Consider the following 17212-nt stretch of genomic DNA (forward strand, 5'->3'; position numbering starts at 1 on the left):
TCCGGACAGGGAGCGGAATGAAGCTGACAACCTTCATCGACAGGCAATGGATGCGCTTCAACCCCGACAAGCGGGCGCGCATCCACGAGGCCTGCAAGGGGCCCAACCATCCCCTGTTCCTGGAAAAGCAGGACGTGGCCATCATGTGGTCAGCGAAATCCGGCTGCACCTTCGCGGCAAAGTGGTTCCTTCTGCAGCGCGGGGAGTTGGATGAGGCACTGGCACGCTTCCCGCCCTTGGATTAGGTCGCCGAGATTACATCTGCCTAAGGAAACCAAGCATTTCATCTCAAAACCGTGATCAAGCGTGTTGGCTGGTTGGCTGCAATCCGAGCTTGAGAGGTGTTACATTTATCCTAGAAGTGATGGTTTCCCTCCCATCACTAAGGGTGTTCCATAAGGAACCCGAAGCTCCGGCTCTCCCCCCCCCCCCCCGTGTCCGGGGCTTCTTCTTGTCCAGCCAAAGAAAAAGCCCGGTCCCCCCGGACCCGGCTTTTCCCCCTAGCTGACGCTAGTTTCCCTCGAAAGATTCGCGCGCTTCGGGCCCAGTTACATTCATGAGCGTGGCAATTGTCGGGCACTATCACGCCAAGATAGAAATAGGCTGTGCAGTGTTGCAGAAGGGACACTGCCAGCTTGCGGGGGGAGCCGATTCAGCGGAGCCCTAAATAAAGAGCCCCGGCGCCAAAGGACGGGAAGCGCCGAGGCTACTGGGAGCACGCGCCGATGGCCGCCAGTTTAGTTCTTGTCATAAACGCCCGCGTCTGAACCGGGCGGAAGAACCCAATGCGGCGCGTTTGCAAGGAAGGAGCATTCACGTCCATATCGCTCTCGACTCAGCGCCAACATGCGCGAACGCTGTTGGCTGCTGTGGAAGATATTCCAAATAACGTCGGCGGTGCCCTTGGTGATGCGGCGATATTCCGGATCGCAATGCTGAATGAAGGGAAGCGCCAACGGATAAGAAGTTTGCTCCTCGAAATCAAACGGACGTAGCGTGAAGAGGGCATGGGCGAGTTCGTGCCCCAAGGCCCACAACACAAAGAGGGGGTCTTCGTATTCCACCGTGTCGCTACCGATTTCGATTGAGAACACGTCATCCGGCGCTTTCTGCGTCGGGAACATGAACACGCTGTATTTGTTCCAGGGAAGCGGCCCCACCAACACGGGCGGTGGCGGCAAATCCAACGGTGCATTCACCTCTTGTTTCATCCAGCACCAAATCCGGTTCGCGCTCTCCAGGTCTATGCCTGCGGGAAGCGTTCTGAAGTTTCCCGCGTCAGGGCACGGTGACGACCGGTCAGCTGAGCCAGCTTCGTTCGTGGCCAACACAGTCAGAGCGGCAAGAAGGACTATCTCGGTGAGGCGTAGCATGGCTAATAGCGATCCATTGAACGCTCAGGATACGCATTTGTCATCCAGACGGATCAGGGTCGGGCCACGCTGCTCTATATACGCAGGCCCTATGCCCTCGGATCAGTGCATCTACGTGGAACTAGAGATACACCTTCTTGTTGGGGTTTTTCCGCAACTCAGCGGCAGTCACTCTCTCCCCGTAGCTCCTAGCCACCCGGACATGGAATATTTTGCGACACGCCCCTAACGCCGACAAGCCGTTGTCGATTTCGTTCCGTTCGGCATGATGGCATTGCAAAAATTGGCTTGTTGGAGATTTGCTTGCACCAAGCTCGCTCCCTTTAAGTTTGCGCCTTGAAAATTTGCGCTCGAGAGATTTGCCCCGGACAAGTCAGCGCCCTCCAGGTCCGCCCCAATCAAGTTGGCTTTTTCGAGATCGGCGCCTTGAAGGTTTGCACCTCGCAAATTCGCGCCTCCCTCGTTGGCCTGGAGACCTACTTCTGAGCTTGATCCCCAGAAGAACGAAAGCGACAAGTCCGCTCGTCGCAAGTTAGCTTCACGCAAATCTGCGTTTTCTAAATCGACACCGACTAGAATTGCCCCCTGAAGGTTTGCTTGTCGCAGGTCTGCTCCGAATAAGTCGGCTTCAGACAAATCGCACTTTGGGCACTGCTTTGTAAGTTTGATTTGGTCAACGCGACGGGAATCGAAGCCCATCACGACGCTTGGCACAACAGCAACAAGCAGCACGAGAAAGCCAAATACTTTCATACCCATCCTTATAAACTGAGTGGCCATTTACTTCGGATCAAGTGAAATAATCTCAGCCTGAGGGGTCATCACGTGTCGGTTTACACCCTTGTGCCAACATTCTAGTCCTGAAGGGGAGACGCATGGCGCTGGGCATTGATGCCCACGAAGACGTGGCGAATGCACTTGGCGTTGTCCTTACCGTCCGTGAGAAGCGATGCACGCCGATGCCCTTGAAAGGCGCTGTTCTCAGCCCTGCGGGGGGAGGAGCCAATGAGGACGACTCCCATGACTAACGATGCTGGCGCTAAGGCACGCGCCACTGCGCACGGATTGATCCAGAGCTACATCGGCACCGATCACAAGGTTCTCGATATGAAGGCCTTCTACTCGGCGCTAGTGGAGACACTCAGGGATGCGGAAGATAGCAGTGACCCCGCACCACTCTACCAGGCCGACAAGGACGCGACATGAAACTGAAAATTGTGCTGACCGTTATGGCCTCGCTAGCGGTATGGGCTTCGCCTGTAATTGCCGAGGATGTCTTGATCGAGAACTTTGAAGTCCAGCCAGAGGCACGGTGGCAATTCATCGCTGACACGGTCATGGGTGGAGTTTCCACCGGACAGGTTGAGTTCGTCCAGGGCGAGGGAAATGCCTACGCTCACATGACGGGGCGCGTGAGCACACAGAACAACGGTGGATTTATCCAATTCCGAATGGAACTGCCTGCGCCGCTCCCCAAAAATGCATCCGGTCTACGCCTCGTCGTTCGAGGAAATGAGCAACCCTACTTCGTGCACTTGCGGACCAGCGGTACTCTTCTGCCGTGGCAATACTATCAGGCTGGTGTTGAGGCGACCCAAGAATGGTCGGAGGTGCGCTTGCCTTTTACCGACTTCAAGGCTTCCGGACGGCTCCTGCGAACGAAACCAAGACCTGAAACTTTGAAATCGATTGGAATCGTGGCTTTTGGCCGCGATCATCAAGCTGAAATCGACGTGCGCGAAATCAGTTACTACTAGGTTTAATGGAGCCAAGGATATCTTGATTGGGGTTTAGAGAACACGAACTGTGCCAAGATAGACCCTGTAGAGCTAACGGCTGACGCCCTCGCGGTTGCAAATCTAGAGGACATGGCGAGGCAGCTTGATACTCCAGAGCAAGACACCAGTTTCTGGGACATGTCTGCTTACTGCTCTAAAGCAGACATTCCTAATTGGCTCGCCGATGTCGGCTAATGACCGAAAGCGGACATCATCTACTGCAGCTGACGTTGAGACTGGCCTCTTTCCTTGATCTCCATCCATTCCACCGAGAGACGGAGCGGGTACTGGCTTACCTAGCCTTTAGCAGTCGCTGCCAGAGCGTCCCGCCAAGGAATTGCATGAAAATGACGAAGTAGGCAATGATCACGACGAACAGGATCAACGCCGACATACCCTGAAGCTGAAAACCTTCAGCCGTGATGTTGCCAGTAAAATATCCGACGATATAACCACCAATAAAGAAGATCGTGAAGAAGTCGAGTATGGCGGCCAGAACCTTGCGCCAAGTTGAAACGTGTTTAGCTTCGGAAGCTTCGGTCATGTCAGCACCTCATTGATGGGCTCGGTTGGAACTCAAACTGTGGAAGATAAGGCTCTCAATTCTTGCTGTCTTGGTCGGCCCCAAGCGCTTCCATCTCTCTTTGGGCCGCCGTCCACTCTATCGAAATCCTCGGGCAGCTTTTACGAGCAAGCCGGAAGAAGCAAGGCGCTTTGTCTTTTTTGCCCCGCAAAATCGCATACTCAGCGGTATAGAAATTGGCCTCGCAGAGCCGGCGACCTTTTTTCGTATGCCAATCCTGCCCACTCGCACCGGCGCTGATGAGAAAACTCAAGCATACGTCGTCCCATAGCCACTCTTCTGGGAAGTCCGCTATTGGCACTTAGCGGACCTCAATGGCGAAGCCGAGTATGTCTGCTTTAGGGTGTAAAGCGGACGTGGCTAGGTCGCGTTCCGATGTCGCCTAATGACCCAAAGCGGACGTTGAGGCGTTCCAGAAGAGCCGGGTGAGTTGGCCTTTGACGGCGTTGCTAGTGACGGCGTCGCCGAACGGGCCGGCGTAGGACACACCCCTGTCATTCCGTCGCTGATCGTAAAATCAAGGCCGGTGTCGAGAAGCACAAAGTCCTCGGCGAGCGAGACGCCGGTGATCCTGAATCCGAACCCTGTCGAGGCGAAGGCGAGCGCCTGGCCAGATACGTCGAGCGCCTTGTATCTGCCTGGAATCTGCTGAGCTTGCCGGGGCACTGGGTACGGGCCTGATCACAGCGGAGCCTCCCTCAAAGTAACCCGGCACCGGCAAAGCATTGCAGAAATGAATATTGATGCTCAGTGATGGGGAGCCTGTCTTCGCTTTGAGAGCATCCAATCTTTTGTATCTGAGTTCTGGCTGCGGCAATTCAGGTTGGCTTTTTTAAGCGGGTGGGCGCAACATAGAGTGTCATGCCCGACTTTCCCGCAGGTCCCTCCAACAGTCCGCGCGACGACATTCATTACCACGAGTATAAAATCCTACTACGTCCTGAGCGTTTCACGTCGCCGAAGGCCTTTAAGGATTTTTGGCGGGTTGCACAGCGCGTAGCAAAGCATTTCGATGTTCAACTAGAGGAGGGACCGCACGCCTTTAAAAGCCAGGTGCGCGAGGTGCTATTTTTCGACACGCCGAATTTCGATCTCTACAACAATCACTTCATTGTGCGATTGAGAACACTTTATCGGGAGGGCTGGCCGTCGGGAACGCCGGAATTGACCGTCAAGTTCCGCCATCCGGAATTCGAGCGAGCAGCGCAGGTCGACGTGCGACCGGCGCTGGCCGGGCAGACGCGTATCAAGTTCAAGGAGGAGCTTCTGCCTCTCGAGGATCGCCTAGGTGAGATCCGCTCCATCTATTCGCACAACTCAGTGCTGGCCCTGCCACGTGATGTAATGAATTTCGCTCTCCAGAACATTACGCACGCCTTCCCCGCCTTTCGCGCGATTCAGCAAAAGAACGACGCGCCGATTGAGTTAGTCAACGACATGGCTGTAGAGGAAGTACAGGTCAATGTCGGGGTCGCGCATTTCGACCATCATTACAAGGGAAAGACGACTATCGCGCTGTGGCGCAGCCGCAAGCTAGAGCAACCGGTCTGTGGCGAGTTTGCCTTCCAATGCAAATTCAACAAGGCCGAACAGGTGCACGCCTCGACGGCAGACCGCGCCAAAGCCTTCCACAAAGAGCTGCAGCAAACCGCAGCAGACTGGGTGCTGCTGGGCACGACCAAGACGGCTCTCGTTTACAGCTTGAGCAACAAGCCGGTGGTCAAACATGAGTGAGGCCGCGCTTTCCGAGCGCGTCACGCTCGGGCAAATTTTCTGGGTTTTTGCGCGTATCGGGGCGACCAGCTTCGGCGGCGGCGTCGTTGCCTACCTGCAGCACAGTTTGGTGGAAAAGGAAAAATGGCTGACGGCGGATGAATTCATGGGCGACTTGGAGATCGCACAAACGCTCCCCGGCCTTAATTCTACAAACATGAGCGTTATTGTCGGCCGTAAACTTCGTGGGCCACTGGGTGCGGTGGCGGCTTTGCTCGGCATGATCCTGCCGGGAGCGGCCATCGTCATGGCCCTGGGCTTTGCTTATGTGCGTTTCCGCCACAACCCGAACATAGCGCTGGCTCTCGCCGGAGTGGCTGCGGCCGCGGTAGGTGTGCTCTTGCACGTTACGCTGAAGATCGGCTGGAAGAACCTCATCCGGCTGAAGGATCTAATCTTTGTGGCGTTAGTTTTTGTGCTGGTCGGGATTTTCCATATTTCCCTCCTTGTTACGATCGTCTCTCTAGCCCCACTGGCCATCTGGATGAACCGGCCAGTCACCGCCGACCGAGGAAGGCATGAGTAAGACCGTTGAACTCATAAACCTGTTCGCTCTGTTGTCCCTGCTGGCCGTGGGCGGAGGTACGGCGGTGCTGCCGCAGATGAAGTACGACACGGTGTACCTGCACCACATGATCAGCGCCGCGCAATTCACCGAAATCTACAGCCTCGGTCAACTTGCTCCTGGTCCAAACATGATGTGCGTCATCCTGATCGGCTACCACGTTTCCGGTTGGCTCGGGGCACTTGCCGTACTGTTCGCCTTTTTCCTACCCAACACTCTGCTGTGCTATTTCGTCAGTCAGATCTGGGATGTGGCCGCAGGGTCTCCCTGGCGCGATGCGGTGCAGCGAGGTATGGCGCCCATCGTCATCGGTCTCATGTTGGCAGGCTGCTATGCGCTCGGCAAAACGGCGAGCTACAACCCGTCGCGCGACTGGGAGTTCAACGCTTTGACTCTGGCTATCGGCGTCGCCGTTGTTGTGGTGCTCTCGCTTACGAGGATGAATCCGGCACTTACTATTCTTGCTGGCGGAGTGGCGGGGTATTTTCTGCTGCCTTGAGGAGGTGGCCTGTTGATAGCTCGCGGCTAATGACCCGAAGCGGACATCGTCCTAATTCAGGCGCTCAGGAATGCGGGGCGACAGCGATTGCTGATAAGCTACCAAGAAGATAGCGCATAAAATCAGTGAGCCGATGGCGCGTTGGCTATTACGGGAGACGAAACATTGTCGCTAACAAGTCTCAACCACCAGGATTTGAATGCTTATTTGGACGAGCTACTTGATGCGTTCAAAGACGGCAAGATCACCAAATCGCAAGCGCTCGCCGATTTAGCCAAAGCGATATCGATGGCAGCCATCGATAACGAAGAGATTGCTAGCTACATCAAAATCTCAGATTTCAGATACCGTTTTGACCTGACCTAAGCGTTTAGCATACTGACATACCTGGCTTTAGCATGTGGCGCGTTGTTCCCATCAAGGCGCCACCTGTTGCACACTGTCTGGGCTCTAAAGCAACAAACCGGAGGCCGACGATGATGACCGTTATCGTTCCAGCGCATATGCCAGCTCCTACGGCCACGATTTCACCGATCAAGATTTCACACTGCAGCGTTCAGACGGCCCAGGTCCCGGCGATGAAGGCGTGGTATGAGATAGTGCTCGGGGCAGCGACGGTCTTTGAAACCGACAAAATCTGCCTGCTGACCTTCGACGAGGAGCACCATCGGATTGCTCTGATCCATACGGACGACGCGACGCCCAATGATCATCGAGGACCCGGCATCGTCCATATTGCGATGACCTACGCTGAGATCGGCGATTTGGTGTCGACCTATGAGAGGCTCAAAGGCGTTGGGATAGTGCCTGACATGACGATCAACCACGGCCCCACGACGTCATTCTATTATTGTGATCCAGACGGCAATCACCTTGAGCTCATGGTCGACAACTTTCCCAACGTTGCCGCGCTTGAGGCTTGGTTCAAATCCGGCGCACACGAGCGCCACCCTGGCGGCGAGCCGTTCGACCCCGACGAACTCGCGCGTAGGTTTCATGCCGGCGCACAATTACCGGACGTGCTGACGTAGGGAATTGGGTCGCCAAGTGCGCCGCTAGTCTAGAGTACGTTGAGACGATTCTTTGATGCCGAGCACTACAAGCAGGGATATTGCTGCGGCTAGCATGATGTAAAAGGCCGGTGTCATATCCGAACCTGTCTCCTTTATGAGGATAACCGCAATCAGAGGCGTCGTGCCGCCAAATAGCGCCATGCAAAGGTTATAGCCTACTGAGGTGCCGGTTACCCTCACGTGGCCGGGCACGATTTCTGCCATGGTTGCCGGCGCGGTCCCCGAGTAGGTTCCCACGATCATGGCAAACGCAAGCTGGCAGGCAAAGGCGATCCAGAAGACCTTAAGGTTGACAAGCATCAGCAGCGGATAGGCAAAGATGATTGCAGCGATCGCTGCGCCGATTAGCACGGGCTTACGTCCGAAGTGATCCGAAAGCGCGCCAGAAGCAAGTGTCAAAATCATGAGAGCGACAAGGCCGAGCGTGGTGATGGTCAGCGCTTGCGTCGCCGTAAAGCCTACGAATTCGTGCAAGTAGGTCTTCATGAATACGAAGATCATGAAAAACGAGACCGCATGCATAAGGTTGAGCCCGGCCACGCGTAGGACGATGCGCCAGTGGTTCACAATCGTCTCAATGAAGGGAGGCTGCGAAGGCTGCTCCGCTCTTAGTGCCCCGCGAGTCTCAGGTAGGTCGCGCCTTAGGTACCAGCCGACAATGCCGATCGATGCACCGGCCAAGAACGGAATGCGCCAACCCCAACTTTCGACAGCATCGCTGGGAAGTACTGCGTTGATGAGATCTGCAGCAGCCGACCCCATGAGGGTCCCTATGCCTCCCCCCAGGATAGCCGCCGTACACAGCAGTCCACGCCTGCCCGGTTTTGCGGTCTCGGCCATATAGACCACAGACCCCGTATATTCGCCTCCAATCGAGATGCCTTGGAGCACACGTAGAACCACTAACAGGACAGCTGCCACTGGCCCGATCTGCGCTGTGGTGGGAAGCAATCCGATGGCAAAAGTTGGCACCGCCATGGCGAGGGTCGAGATCACCAGTAAGGGCTTACGCCCATAGCGATCACCGATGTGCCCAAACACAATGCCACCAATAGGACGCATCAGATAGCCAGCAGCAAAGACCCCAAATGCCGCTATCAGGGAGTCGAGTTCGCTTGAATGCGGAAAGAAAAGGCGTCCAATGGTACTGGCGAAGAAGGCATAGACCGCGAAGTCATACCACTCGAGAACATTGCCAAGCGCACCCGCAATAGCGGCGCGGCGCGGCGTTTGCACTGCAGTCGTCGGTTTCTCTGCCCGATAGGCTACGTCGCGCTCGCGCATGCTGGTCCCCCCCTTGAACAACGGTAAGACAGACGGTCGCGAAAAAGCATAAACGATTGAAGAAGCGACGAACACGACAGGCGCAATATTACTAGCCCCCAACGAGTGCCTGTTCCCATTGTCGGCGAACGGACTATCCTAGCGGCCCGCTCGGTACTCGGCATGTCCGCTTTTGGCACTTAGCGGACGTTCTGGCCGATAGTCCGCATGTCCGCTTTCGGGGGCAAAGCAGACATCTCTAATGCGCGCCCACATGTCAGCTAATGACTCAAAGCGGACTTCATTTGCGTCCCTGACGTAGCAATGATCGCGCTGTTCACGCGGCAATCACGCGGTGTTGTTGCGAGTTGTTGCGACCGATTACTTTCAGGCCATTAAGCTTTCCTCGTCTGACCTAATCAGAAACAGGAAGGAAATGACATGAAGCTTTCAGTAAAATCCGGTGCCTCTATTGCTGCAGCGGCCGCTGCATTGATAGTCACGGGTGCCCTGGCGCCAGCAGCCCAGGCTGCCGCAGGAGGCCAAGGCCACTGTGTCGGTGCCAATGCCTGCAAAGGCAAGAGCGCGTGTAAAACAGCCAAGAATGCCTGCAACGGCCAGAATGGCTGCAAAGGTCAAGGCTTCCTCGTCCTGACAAGGGCTCAGTGCGAGAAAATCGAAGGTGCGAAGTTCGAGCCCAACTAGGAAGGCGGGCTCTTTATCCTGTGGAGAGTTCCCAGAAGGGGGCGTCGCTTCAGCCCACGCCCCCTTTGTTTCCACCTCGGATCGCTGGCGGCCACTCAGCAGTCGTCGACCTTCGGCACGATCAAGTCAACTTTTCGACACAGGCAGCGGGAAGAGCGAAACTCAATATGATTTCGGCATCTATCAGCTCGAGGCGTTTTATCAGGTCGCGAAATTTCCCGGCGCTTCGGGAAACACCACGCTCGAGCTTGGCGCCGGCGCGCGATACATCGAGCAAGAACTCAGAATCAAGGCCGAGATCGACCTCAACGCGCGCATACAACTGGGCAAGCTGGCCGATCGTCTGGAACAGCGCATTCGGCGCATCGAGAACCGGGACCAGCGGCTGGCATCACTTGCCGCGTTCAATGCGTTTCGCGCTGAGATCCTTGAGGAGCGGATCGTTCGCGCCGAGGACAAGGGGCATGAGAAAGCCGTGGCCCGCTCGGAGCGGCAGCTCAAACGGGTCGACCGGCGGGGCGAGGCCCTCGCCGCACTCGAGGCGCTTGAGAGGTTGCAACTCGAACTTCTCCAAGCGGCGCTGAACCTCAACGGCCGTGAGTTCAACGATCAGTTTGCGTTCATCGACAGCGGGAACATGAGCTGGGTCGATCCGGTCATTGCGCTCCGCCTGAAGCACGATTTCGGCAACGGTCGCTCGATTTCGGCCATGGGCGACTTTGGCGGGTTCAACGTCGATGACGGGCTCAGCTGGCAAGCGGTCCTAATGTATGACTGCGAAGGAACGCTTCTAGGCTTCGAGACCACGACGTCCCTTGGCTACAAGGCGCTGTGGCTGAGATACGAAGAAGAGACCAGCAGGGGCGCGCTTGGCGTCGATGTGGTGCTTCACGGGCCGGTCTTTGAAGTCGCCTTTCGCTGGTAGGCCTACCGCTTCCCATCATCGCGGCAGAGTCTCTCAAGCGCCTCGTGGTCAAGCAACTGGATGCGCGCATAGCTCTGGTTGATGAGGCGCGCCGCCGTGAAGCGCCGTAAGACGCGTTGCAGGGTCGGCAACGACACGGCTGTGAGGGATGCGAGCTCGGACTGCGAAAGCGAGACCCACCCATATTCGTCGCCACGCCCATCAAGCTCCAGCAGGAGTCGGTCGGCCAGTCGCTTGTCGGAAGACGAGATGGCCAGATTGGAGATGATCTGAAACGCAACACGGAAATTCTCGTAGGTCAGTGCATAGAAATCCGCGTAGAGGTGGGGGTGCCGCGCCACGAGCTCTGTGAGTTCCTGGGCCGGCAGGTGCGCCATCACGGTTGGTTCAGCGGTGCGGACTGAGACGAGGCGCGGCCCTTGGGAAAACAGCGCAAGATCGCCAACCCAAAACCCGGCGGCTGCACGGTGCGCCGTGTAGTCCTCGCCATCGGCGCGCGGGATCGAGATATTCAACGAGCCTGAAACGAGGCCGAACATGCCATTTGGCGGGTCGCCGGCCAAATAGACCAGGTCGTTTTTGGCGAAGCTCCGGAGTTTGGCGATGCCCGCCAGATGTTTGCGCGTTTCGGCGGAACGCTCGGAGAACCAGCCTTGTTCTCCCACGACGCCCAGGGCGTGCGTCAAACTTGTTACAGGTGCATCCACGGCCCTCAATCCGATCATTTGAGCAGTTGTGCCCAGCGGATGACATATAAGATGGTTAGATAATCTGCAAAAGAGTGGACTTGGGATGCGGTTTGAGGCTCACGCTCGACGCCGAAGAGTCCGAGGCCTCTTCTAACCAGACATCGAACCTGTCACTTGTTCTAAGGAGAATCGTCCAATGAGAATGCTAAGACGAGGGCTGACACGAGCCGGCCTCGCGGCGGCGGCCGCGGCAGTGCTTTGCTTCACGGCGGCATCCGGCCAAGCCTGGGCGCAAGACAGTGAGACCAAGACCGACAAGCCCAACATCCTGGTGATTTGGGGCGACGATATCGGGCAGTCCAACATCAGTGCCTATACCAAAGGGGTGATGGGATATCGGACACCGAACATCGACCGTATCGCCAATGAGGGCATGATCTTCACCGACTATTATGGTGAGCAATCCTGCACCGCCGGGCGCTCGTCATTCATCATGGGGCAAAGCGTGTTCCGCACCGGCCTTTCCAAGGTGGGCTTGCCGGGCGCCGATCTTGGCATGCGCGAGGAGGAGCCCACCATCGCGGCGCTTCTGAAGGCGCAAGGCTATGCCACTGGCCAATTCGGCAAGAACCATCTGGGTGACAAAGACGAGCACCTGCCGACCAATCACGGCTTCGATGAGTTCTTCGGCAATCTCTATCATTTGAACGCCGAAGAAGAGCCCGAGAACGAAGACTACCCAAAGAATCCAAACTTCAAAGAGAAGTTTGGACCCCGTGGCGTGATCCATTCCTGGGCGCAGGACGACGGCACTCAAAAGATCGAAGACACCGGGCCGCTGACCAAAAAGCGCATGGAAACGGTCGACGACGAGACCTCAGAGCGCGCCATCGAGTTCATCAAAGAGCAGACAGCGGCTGGCAAGCCCTGGTTCGTCTGGTGGAGCGGCACGCGCATGCACTTCCGTACCCACGTTAAGGACGAGCATCGCGGCATCTCTGGCCAGGACGAATATTCGGACGGCATGGTCGAGCACGACATGCATATCGGACAATTCTTGAAAGTGCTCGACGAGCTGGGCATCGCCGACAACACGATCGTGTTCTATTCGACCGACAACGGGCCGCATTACAACACGTGGCCCGATGCCGCCGCCACGCCGTTCCGTGGTGAGAAGAACACCAACTGGGAAGGTGGCTGGCGCGTTCCTGCCATGGTCCGTTGGCCGGGCAAGATCAAGCCAGACTCAGTCTCCAACGAAATCATGCACCACATGGACTGGCTGCCGACATTCGTAGCGGCGGCCGGTGAACCTGAGATCAAGGAGAAGCTTGTCGAGGGCGACGTCGAAGCCATCGGGCGCAAGTTCAAAGTGCATCTCGACGGCTACAACTTCCTGCCGTTCCTGACCGGTGAAGAAGACAAGGGGCCGCGCAAGGAGATTTTCTACTTCTCCGACGATGGCGACCTGACGGCGCTGCGTTACGAGGATTGGAAGATGGTGTTCATGGAGCAGCAGTCGCCGGGCACCTTCCGTGTGTGGATGGAGCCCTTCGTGCCGCTCCGTGTCCCGCTGATCTTCAATCTGCGCCGGGACCCTTATGAGCGGGCATCGATCACCTCCAATACGTATTACGATTGGCTGCTTGATCGCGCCTTCCTGCTGGTCCCCGCCCAAGCCTATGTGGGCAAGTTCCTGGAGACCTTCCAGGAGTTCCCGCCGCGGCAGAAGGCGGCGAGCTTCAGCCTCGACCAGGTGATGGAGAAACTGAGCACGCCGGGCGGCGCTCAGTAACGGGCGGAAACTTCGATGGGACTTGCACGGCGGGAGGTGAACCCTCCCGCCGTTTTCTCATCATCTAAGGAAAGAACCGATGTTGAATCTCCTTCGATATTTGTTCGTACTCTTGGCGATCATCGTTCCCGTAGCTGCGGCACAGGCGGCAGATCCGCTGCCATCCTGGAACGACGGCCCTACCAAGAAAGCAATCGAGGCCTTTGTGAAAAAGGTGACCGACAAGGGCGGTCCCGACTATGTGCCACCCGCCGACCGCATTGCCGTGTTCGACAATGACGGAAATCTCTGGGCCGAGAAGCCGGTCTATTTCCAACTTCTGTTCGCCATCGACCGCGTGAAGGCCTTGGCGCCCGAACATCCGGAGTGGAACGACCAGCAGCCCTTCAAGGCGGCGATCGAGGGCAACATGACGGCGCTCGCCGCATCGGGCAAGAAGGGGCTTCTCGAAATCCTGGCCGCCAGCCACACTGGCATGTCGTCCGCGGAGTTCCAGAGGATCGCGAGTGACTGGCTCGCCGCGGCGAAGCATCCGCGGTTCAAGCGGGGCTACACCGAGCTCGTGTATCAGCCGATGCTCGAGCTTCTCGCCTATCTGCGTGACAATGGATTCAGCACCTATATCGTCTCTGGCGGCGGTATCGAATTCGTGCGCAATTTCTCGGAGCCGGTCTATGGTATTCCGCCCGCGCAGGTGGTCGGCTCAAGCATCAAGACCGAATACAAGGTTGTCGACGGCAAACCGAAGATCATGCGCTTGCCGGAAGTGAACTTCATCGACGACAAGGCTGGTAAGCCCGTCGGCATCAACCAGCACATCGGCAAGCGGCCGATCTTTGCGTCCGGTAATTCCGACGGCGACTTCGAGATGCTGGAGTGGACAACGGCGGGCGATGGTCCGCGTTTTGGCCTGATCGTGCATCACACCGATGGCGAGCGCGAATACGCCTATGACCGCGAGTCCCATGTGGGCCGCCTCGACAAGGCGCTTGATGCGGCCGCGGACAACGGCTGGGTCGTGATCGACATGAAGAACGACTGGAAGGAGATATTTCCCCCGGCGGACTAGGCCCAAGAGGCGTCCTCGCGGTGGAAAAGATCGCACCGCCGGTTGACCTCGCGGCGGCCCGAGCGTATGGGCCGTTCCCATCAATCATGGGACGTTTCGTTTCCTTTGCAGACAATCGGGGACGAATCGGCCATGCCTGATAGGGCACAGATGTGGCCAAGGGGGCGAAGCAACCGAGGCCCTCCTTTTTCAGGAGTGAGAGAAATCAAATGATATCAAAAACCGAACTCATCCAACGTATCGCCGATGAGCTAGAGATGACCAAGCGGGACGTGAAGAACGTCCTCGAGACTCTGGCGACCGTTGGCTACAAGGAAATGAAGAAGACCGGCGAGTTCATGCTTCCGGGCTTCGCCAAATTCGTGGTCGTCAAGAAGCCGGCAACCAAGGCACGCAAGGGCATCAATCCCTTCACCAAGGAGCCGACCGTCTTCAAGGCAAAACCGGCGCGCAAGATTGTTAAGGCCCGTCCGGTCAAGGCCGCGAAGGACGCCGTCTAGCACGGCTCCCGGCGCTCAAATGCGTGGGCGAGAGGAAACGTATCCCCGCCTTTCGAGGCGGGGACTACGCCTTGCTTTGCCTCTCGGCTTGCGGGTCCGGATTTGCGGGCGTCTTCGCGCTTCCCTTTGCGGCCCCGCGCGAAGTCCGAGTAAGGTAGGACCGTGACCCGGCGCCGCAAATCGCCTTCTAAGACCAGGAAACAGCCGAGGAAGCAGGCAAGACAGCCTGCGCCGGCGGCGAAGCCTGAGGCCGCCGCGCCGGCCCGCTCATCCTCGTGGCGACTCTGGATCGTGGCCGGCATTGCCGCAGCCGCCGTCCTGGCGGCCGGGCTGCTGTGGCAGAGCCTGGATCGAAAACCTACCGGCAGCGCCGACACGTCACCCGAAACGCTCGCCTTCGTCGGCAGTGAAACTTGTATCGGTTGCCACCAGGAGGCCGGCAAGCTTTGGCACGGCTCTCAGCATGCTCACGCGATGGCGCATGCGACGGCGAAGACCGTGCTCGGCGATTTCGACGACGCGACATTCGTCTATGGGGACGTGACGTCGCGCTTCTTCAAGAAGGACGGCAAGTTCTTCGTCGAGACCGACGGGCCGGACGGCGACCTCGAAACGTTCGAGGTGAAGTACACGTTCGGGCTGGAGCCCTTACAGCAATATCTGATCGAGTTCCCGGACGGGCGCGTGCAGTCTCTGACCATCGCCTGGGACAGCCGGCCGAAGGAAGAGGGCGGGCAACGCTGGTACCATCTTTATCCCGACGAGATCATCGCGCACGACGACCCGCTTCACTGGACCAAGCTCCAGCAGAACTGGAACTTTATGTGCGCCGAGTGCCATTCGACGGGAGTGGCAAAGAACTACGATCCGGCGACGGACAGCTTCGACACCACCTGGAAGGAAATCAGTGTCGGATGCGAGGCGTGTCACGGCGAGGGCTATGCGCATGTGGCCTGGGCGAACACATGGTCGCCGTTCGCCAAGAAGGACAAGGCGAAAGGATTATTCGCCGCGTTCGACGAGCGCACGAACGTCACCTGGACGCAAAATAAGAAGACCGGCCAGCCGGTGCGGGACCCACGGCCCACGCATTTGCGCAAAGAGGTTGAGATGTGCGGACGCTGCCATGCGCGGCGCGGGCAGATCTCGGAGGCCTTCGTGCCTGGGCGTCCGCTTTCCGACACTCATACGGTGGGGCTTATCACCCGCGACCTCTATCAACCGGACGGTCAGAAGCGCGGCGAGGTCTATAACTACGGCTCATTCAAGCAGAGCAAGATGTTTGCCGCAGGGGTGACGTGCAGCGACTGCCACGAGCCGCACAGTGCGAGTTTGCGTGCCAAAGGCGACCAAGTCTGCTTGCAGTGCCATGCGCCACACTATGCGGAGACAAGTCATACGCACCATGAGGGCGAGAACGCGCCGGGCTGCGTCGCCTGCCACATGCCCGCCCGCGAGTTCATGGTGATCGACACGCGGCACGATCATAGCTTCAGGGTGCCGCGTCCCGATCTGTCCGTGACCTTGGGCGTGGACAATGCCTGTACCGATTGCCACACGGGCAAGTCGTCTGAATGGGCGGCAGCCGCCATCGAGGACTGGTTCGGGCCCGAGCGCAAAGGGTTCCAGACATTTGCTCCTGCTTTCCAAGCGGCGTGGGAAGGCGCAGCGGATACCGAGGCCTTGCTTCAGGCGGTGGCCACGGACCCAAAGACGCCGGCCTTCGCCCGCGCCAGCGCCTTCCAAGAACTCACCGCTTTCCCGTCTGTGGAGACCGCTAGAGCGGTGCGCGAAGGGCTCGCAGATCCTGACCCGTTGGTGCGGCTCGCCGCGCTCGATCATTTGGAAACGGCGCAGCCCGGGCGGCTTTGGCCCATCGTGAGCCCGCTTCTCGACGATCCGGTGCGCGGTGTGCGGATCAAAGCCGCGCTTCTGCTCGCCGGCACGCCACAGCAAGCTCTCCAGCCTGCGGATCGCGCGCGACTCGCCAAGGCCGAGAAGGAATTTATGGCCGCGCAGCGCCTCAACGCGGACCGGCCCGAGGGGCGCGCGGTGCTCGGCCGCTACTATGCGCGGGGCGGCAATGTGGCGAAGTCGGAGGAGGAGTATCGCGCGGCGTTGCGCTTGAGCCCGCACTTCGCGCCGGCTGCCGTCAACCTCGCCGATCTCTACCGGCAGAGCGGCCGCGACGAGGACGGCGTTGCCGTCCTGCGGGAGGCGTTGAAACTGTCGCCGGACGCCGGCGGTCTACATCACGCGCTTGGTCTCGCCCTGGTGCGTCTCAAGAAGTCGGATGAGGCACTCGAAAGCTTGCGTCTCGCCACGGAGCTCGACCCGGACCGCGCGCGCTACGCTTATGTCTATGCCGTCGCTCTGGACTCGCAAGGACGGCGGCCCGAGGCAATCGAGGTGTTGAAGGAGAGCCTTAAGCGCCATCAAAGCGATCGCCAAACTCTTGGTGGGTTGATCAACTTCACCCGCGCCGACGGCGATACCGCAGCCGCGTTGCGCTACACGGAGCAGCTCCTAAAGCTCGAACCGGAAAATCCGAACTTGAAGCAGTTGATCAAAGCTCTGAAAGATGCGGACGACCAAGGTTCGGACGATCAAGGCGCGCAGTAG

At 58.1% G+C, this 17212-nt stretch carries 21 protein-coding genes; 14 read left to right on the top strand and 7 right to left on the bottom strand.

What is annotated here, in order from left to right; genetic code table 11:
* Nucleotides 1-17: 17 nt before the first annotated feature.
* On the top strand, nucleotides 18-245 hold the full coding sequence (locus ABY454_RS04335; protein WP_372928948.1) for a hypothetical protein: 228 nt from the start codon (nucleotides 18-20) through the stop codon (nucleotides 243-245).
* A gap of 492 nt (nucleotides 246-737) precedes the next feature.
* On the opposite strand, the gene ABY454_RS04340 is transcribed toward ABY454_RS04335, so the two are convergent.
* Complete coding sequence (locus ABY454_RS04340) at nucleotides 738-1211, bottom strand: hypothetical protein (protein ID WP_372928949.1); 474 nt, start codon at nucleotides 1209-1211, stop codon at nucleotides 738-740.
* Between the two features lie 387 nt (nucleotides 1212-1598).
* Entirely contained in the window at nucleotides 1599-2153 is a 555-nt protein-coding gene (locus tag ABY454_RS04345; protein ID WP_372928950.1) for a pentapeptide repeat-containing protein, read from the bottom strand.
* Nucleotides 2154-2393: 240 nt separating this feature from the next.
* On the opposite strand from ABY454_RS04345, the gene ABY454_RS04350 reads away from it, so the two are divergent.
* A complete protein-coding gene (locus ABY454_RS04350; RefSeq protein ID WP_372928951.1) occupies nucleotides 2394-2579 on the top strand; it encodes a hypothetical protein in 186 nt (61 codons plus the stop codon).
* Nucleotides 2576-3130, top strand: coding sequence for a CIA30 family protein (locus ABY454_RS04355; RefSeq protein WP_372928952.1), 555 nt, complete (start codon nucleotides 2576-2578; stop codon nucleotides 3128-3130). The genes ABY454_RS04350 and ABY454_RS04355 overlap by 4 nt, the downstream gene beginning before the upstream one ends.
* Before the next feature lie 313 nt (nucleotides 3131-3443).
* Here ABY454_RS04355 and ABY454_RS04360 read toward each other — a convergent pair whose 3' ends face one another.
* The gene (locus tag ABY454_RS04360) at nucleotides 3444-3695 is read right to left on the bottom strand and encodes a hypothetical protein (protein ID WP_372928953.1); all 252 of its coding nucleotides are present in this window, start codon (nucleotides 3693-3695) and stop codon (nucleotides 3444-3446) included.
* 55 nt (nucleotides 3696-3750) lie between these two features.
* Nucleotides 3751-3987 carry a hypothetical protein gene (locus ABY454_RS04365; protein WP_372928954.1) on the bottom strand — a complete coding sequence of 79 codons (237 nt, stop codon included), beginning with the start codon at nucleotides 3985-3987 and terminating at the stop codon, nucleotides 3751-3753.
* Nucleotides 3988-4595: 608 nt separating this feature from the next.
* Between ABY454_RS04365 and ABY454_RS04370 the strand changes: the two genes are divergently transcribed.
* The 5 genes from ABY454_RS04370 (at nucleotide 4596) to ABY454_RS04390 (ending at nucleotide 7602) form a co-directional block, all read left to right on the top strand.
* Nucleotides 4596-5468, top strand: coding sequence for a hypothetical protein (locus tag ABY454_RS04370; RefSeq protein WP_372928955.1), 873 nt, complete (start codon nucleotides 4596-4598; stop codon nucleotides 5466-5468).
* On the top strand, nucleotides 5461-6033 hold the full coding sequence (locus ABY454_RS04375) for a chromate transporter (RefSeq protein ID WP_372928956.1): 573 nt from the start codon (nucleotides 5461-5463) through the stop codon (nucleotides 6031-6033). The genes ABY454_RS04370 and ABY454_RS04375 overlap by 8 nt, the downstream gene beginning before the upstream one ends.
* Entirely contained in the window at nucleotides 6026-6571 is a 546-nt protein-coding gene (locus ABY454_RS04380; RefSeq protein ID WP_372928957.1) for a chromate transporter, read from the top strand. The genes ABY454_RS04375 and ABY454_RS04380 overlap by 8 nt, the downstream gene beginning before the upstream one ends.
* A gap of 141 nt (nucleotides 6572-6712) precedes the next feature.
* On the top strand, nucleotides 6713-6937 hold the full coding sequence (locus ABY454_RS04385) for a hypothetical protein (protein WP_372928958.1): 225 nt from the start codon (nucleotides 6713-6715) through the stop codon (nucleotides 6935-6937).
* Between the two features lie 110 nt (nucleotides 6938-7047).
* Nucleotides 7048-7602: a VOC family protein gene (locus ABY454_RS04390; RefSeq protein WP_372928959.1), complete on the top strand. Its 555-nt coding sequence runs from the start codon at nucleotides 7048-7050 to the stop codon at nucleotides 7600-7602.
* 24 nt (nucleotides 7603-7626) lie between these two features.
* Here the strand turns inward: ABY454_RS04390 and ABY454_RS04395 are convergent, their stop codons facing one another.
* Nucleotides 7627-8928 (bottom strand): MFS transporter, encoded by a 1302-nt coding sequence (locus ABY454_RS04395; RefSeq protein WP_372928960.1) that lies wholly within the window; start codon nucleotides 8926-8928, stop codon nucleotides 7627-7629.
* Nucleotides 8929-9348: 420 nt separating this feature from the next.
* Here ABY454_RS04395 and ABY454_RS04400 point away from each other — a divergent pair, with 420 nt between their 5' ends.
* Together ABY454_RS04400 and ABY454_RS04405 are read left to right on the top strand one after the other, a co-directional pair.
* On the top strand, nucleotides 9349-9612 hold the full coding sequence (locus ABY454_RS04400) for a hypothetical protein (protein ID WP_372928961.1): 264 nt from the start codon (nucleotides 9349-9351) through the stop codon (nucleotides 9610-9612).
* Complete coding sequence (locus ABY454_RS04405) at nucleotides 9590-10537, top strand: hypothetical protein (RefSeq protein ID WP_372928962.1); 948 nt, start codon at nucleotides 9590-9592, stop codon at nucleotides 10535-10537. The genes ABY454_RS04400 and ABY454_RS04405 overlap by 23 nt, the downstream gene beginning before the upstream one ends.
* A 2-nt stretch (nucleotides 10538-10539) precedes the next feature.
* Here the strand turns inward: ABY454_RS04405 and ABY454_RS04410 are convergent, their stop codons facing one another.
* A complete protein-coding gene (locus tag ABY454_RS04410; protein ID WP_372928963.1) occupies nucleotides 10540-11223 on the bottom strand; it encodes a Crp/Fnr family transcriptional regulator in 684 nt (227 codons plus the stop codon).
* A 205-nt stretch (nucleotides 11224-11428) separates the two neighbouring features.
* Between ABY454_RS04410 and ABY454_RS04415 the strand changes: the two genes are divergently transcribed.
* The 3 genes from ABY454_RS04415 (at nucleotide 11429) to ABY454_RS04425 (ending at nucleotide 14590) form a co-directional block, all read left to right on the top strand.
* Nucleotides 11429-13021, top strand: a complete 1593-nt coding sequence (locus tag ABY454_RS04415; RefSeq protein WP_372928988.1) for an arylsulfatase — start codon at nucleotides 11429-11431, stop codon at nucleotides 13019-13021.
* Between the two features lie 79 nt (nucleotides 13022-13100).
* Complete coding sequence (locus ABY454_RS04420) at nucleotides 13101-14090, top strand: HAD family hydrolase (RefSeq protein WP_372928964.1); 990 nt, start codon at nucleotides 13101-13103, stop codon at nucleotides 14088-14090.
* A gap of 209 nt (nucleotides 14091-14299) precedes the next feature.
* Complete coding sequence (locus tag ABY454_RS04425; RefSeq protein WP_372928965.1) at nucleotides 14300-14590, top strand: HU family DNA-binding protein; 291 nt, start codon at nucleotides 14300-14302, stop codon at nucleotides 14588-14590.
* Here ABY454_RS04425 and ABY454_RS04430 read toward each other — a convergent pair.
* On the bottom strand, nucleotides 14587-14892 hold the full coding sequence (locus tag ABY454_RS04430) for a hypothetical protein (protein WP_372928966.1): 306 nt from the start codon (nucleotides 14890-14892) through the stop codon (nucleotides 14587-14589). The genes ABY454_RS04425 and ABY454_RS04430 overlap by 4 nt on opposite strands.
* Here ABY454_RS04430 and ABY454_RS04435 point away from each other — a divergent pair.
* A complete protein-coding gene (locus ABY454_RS04435; RefSeq protein WP_372928967.1) occupies nucleotides 14882-17212 on the top strand; it encodes a tetratricopeptide repeat protein in 2331 nt (776 codons plus the stop codon). The genes ABY454_RS04430 and ABY454_RS04435 overlap by 11 nt on opposite strands.

Source organism: Methyloceanibacter sp. (assembly GCF_041573655.1).
Lineage (GTDB): Bacteria > Pseudomonadota > Alphaproteobacteria > Rhizobiales > Methyloligellaceae > Methyloceanibacter.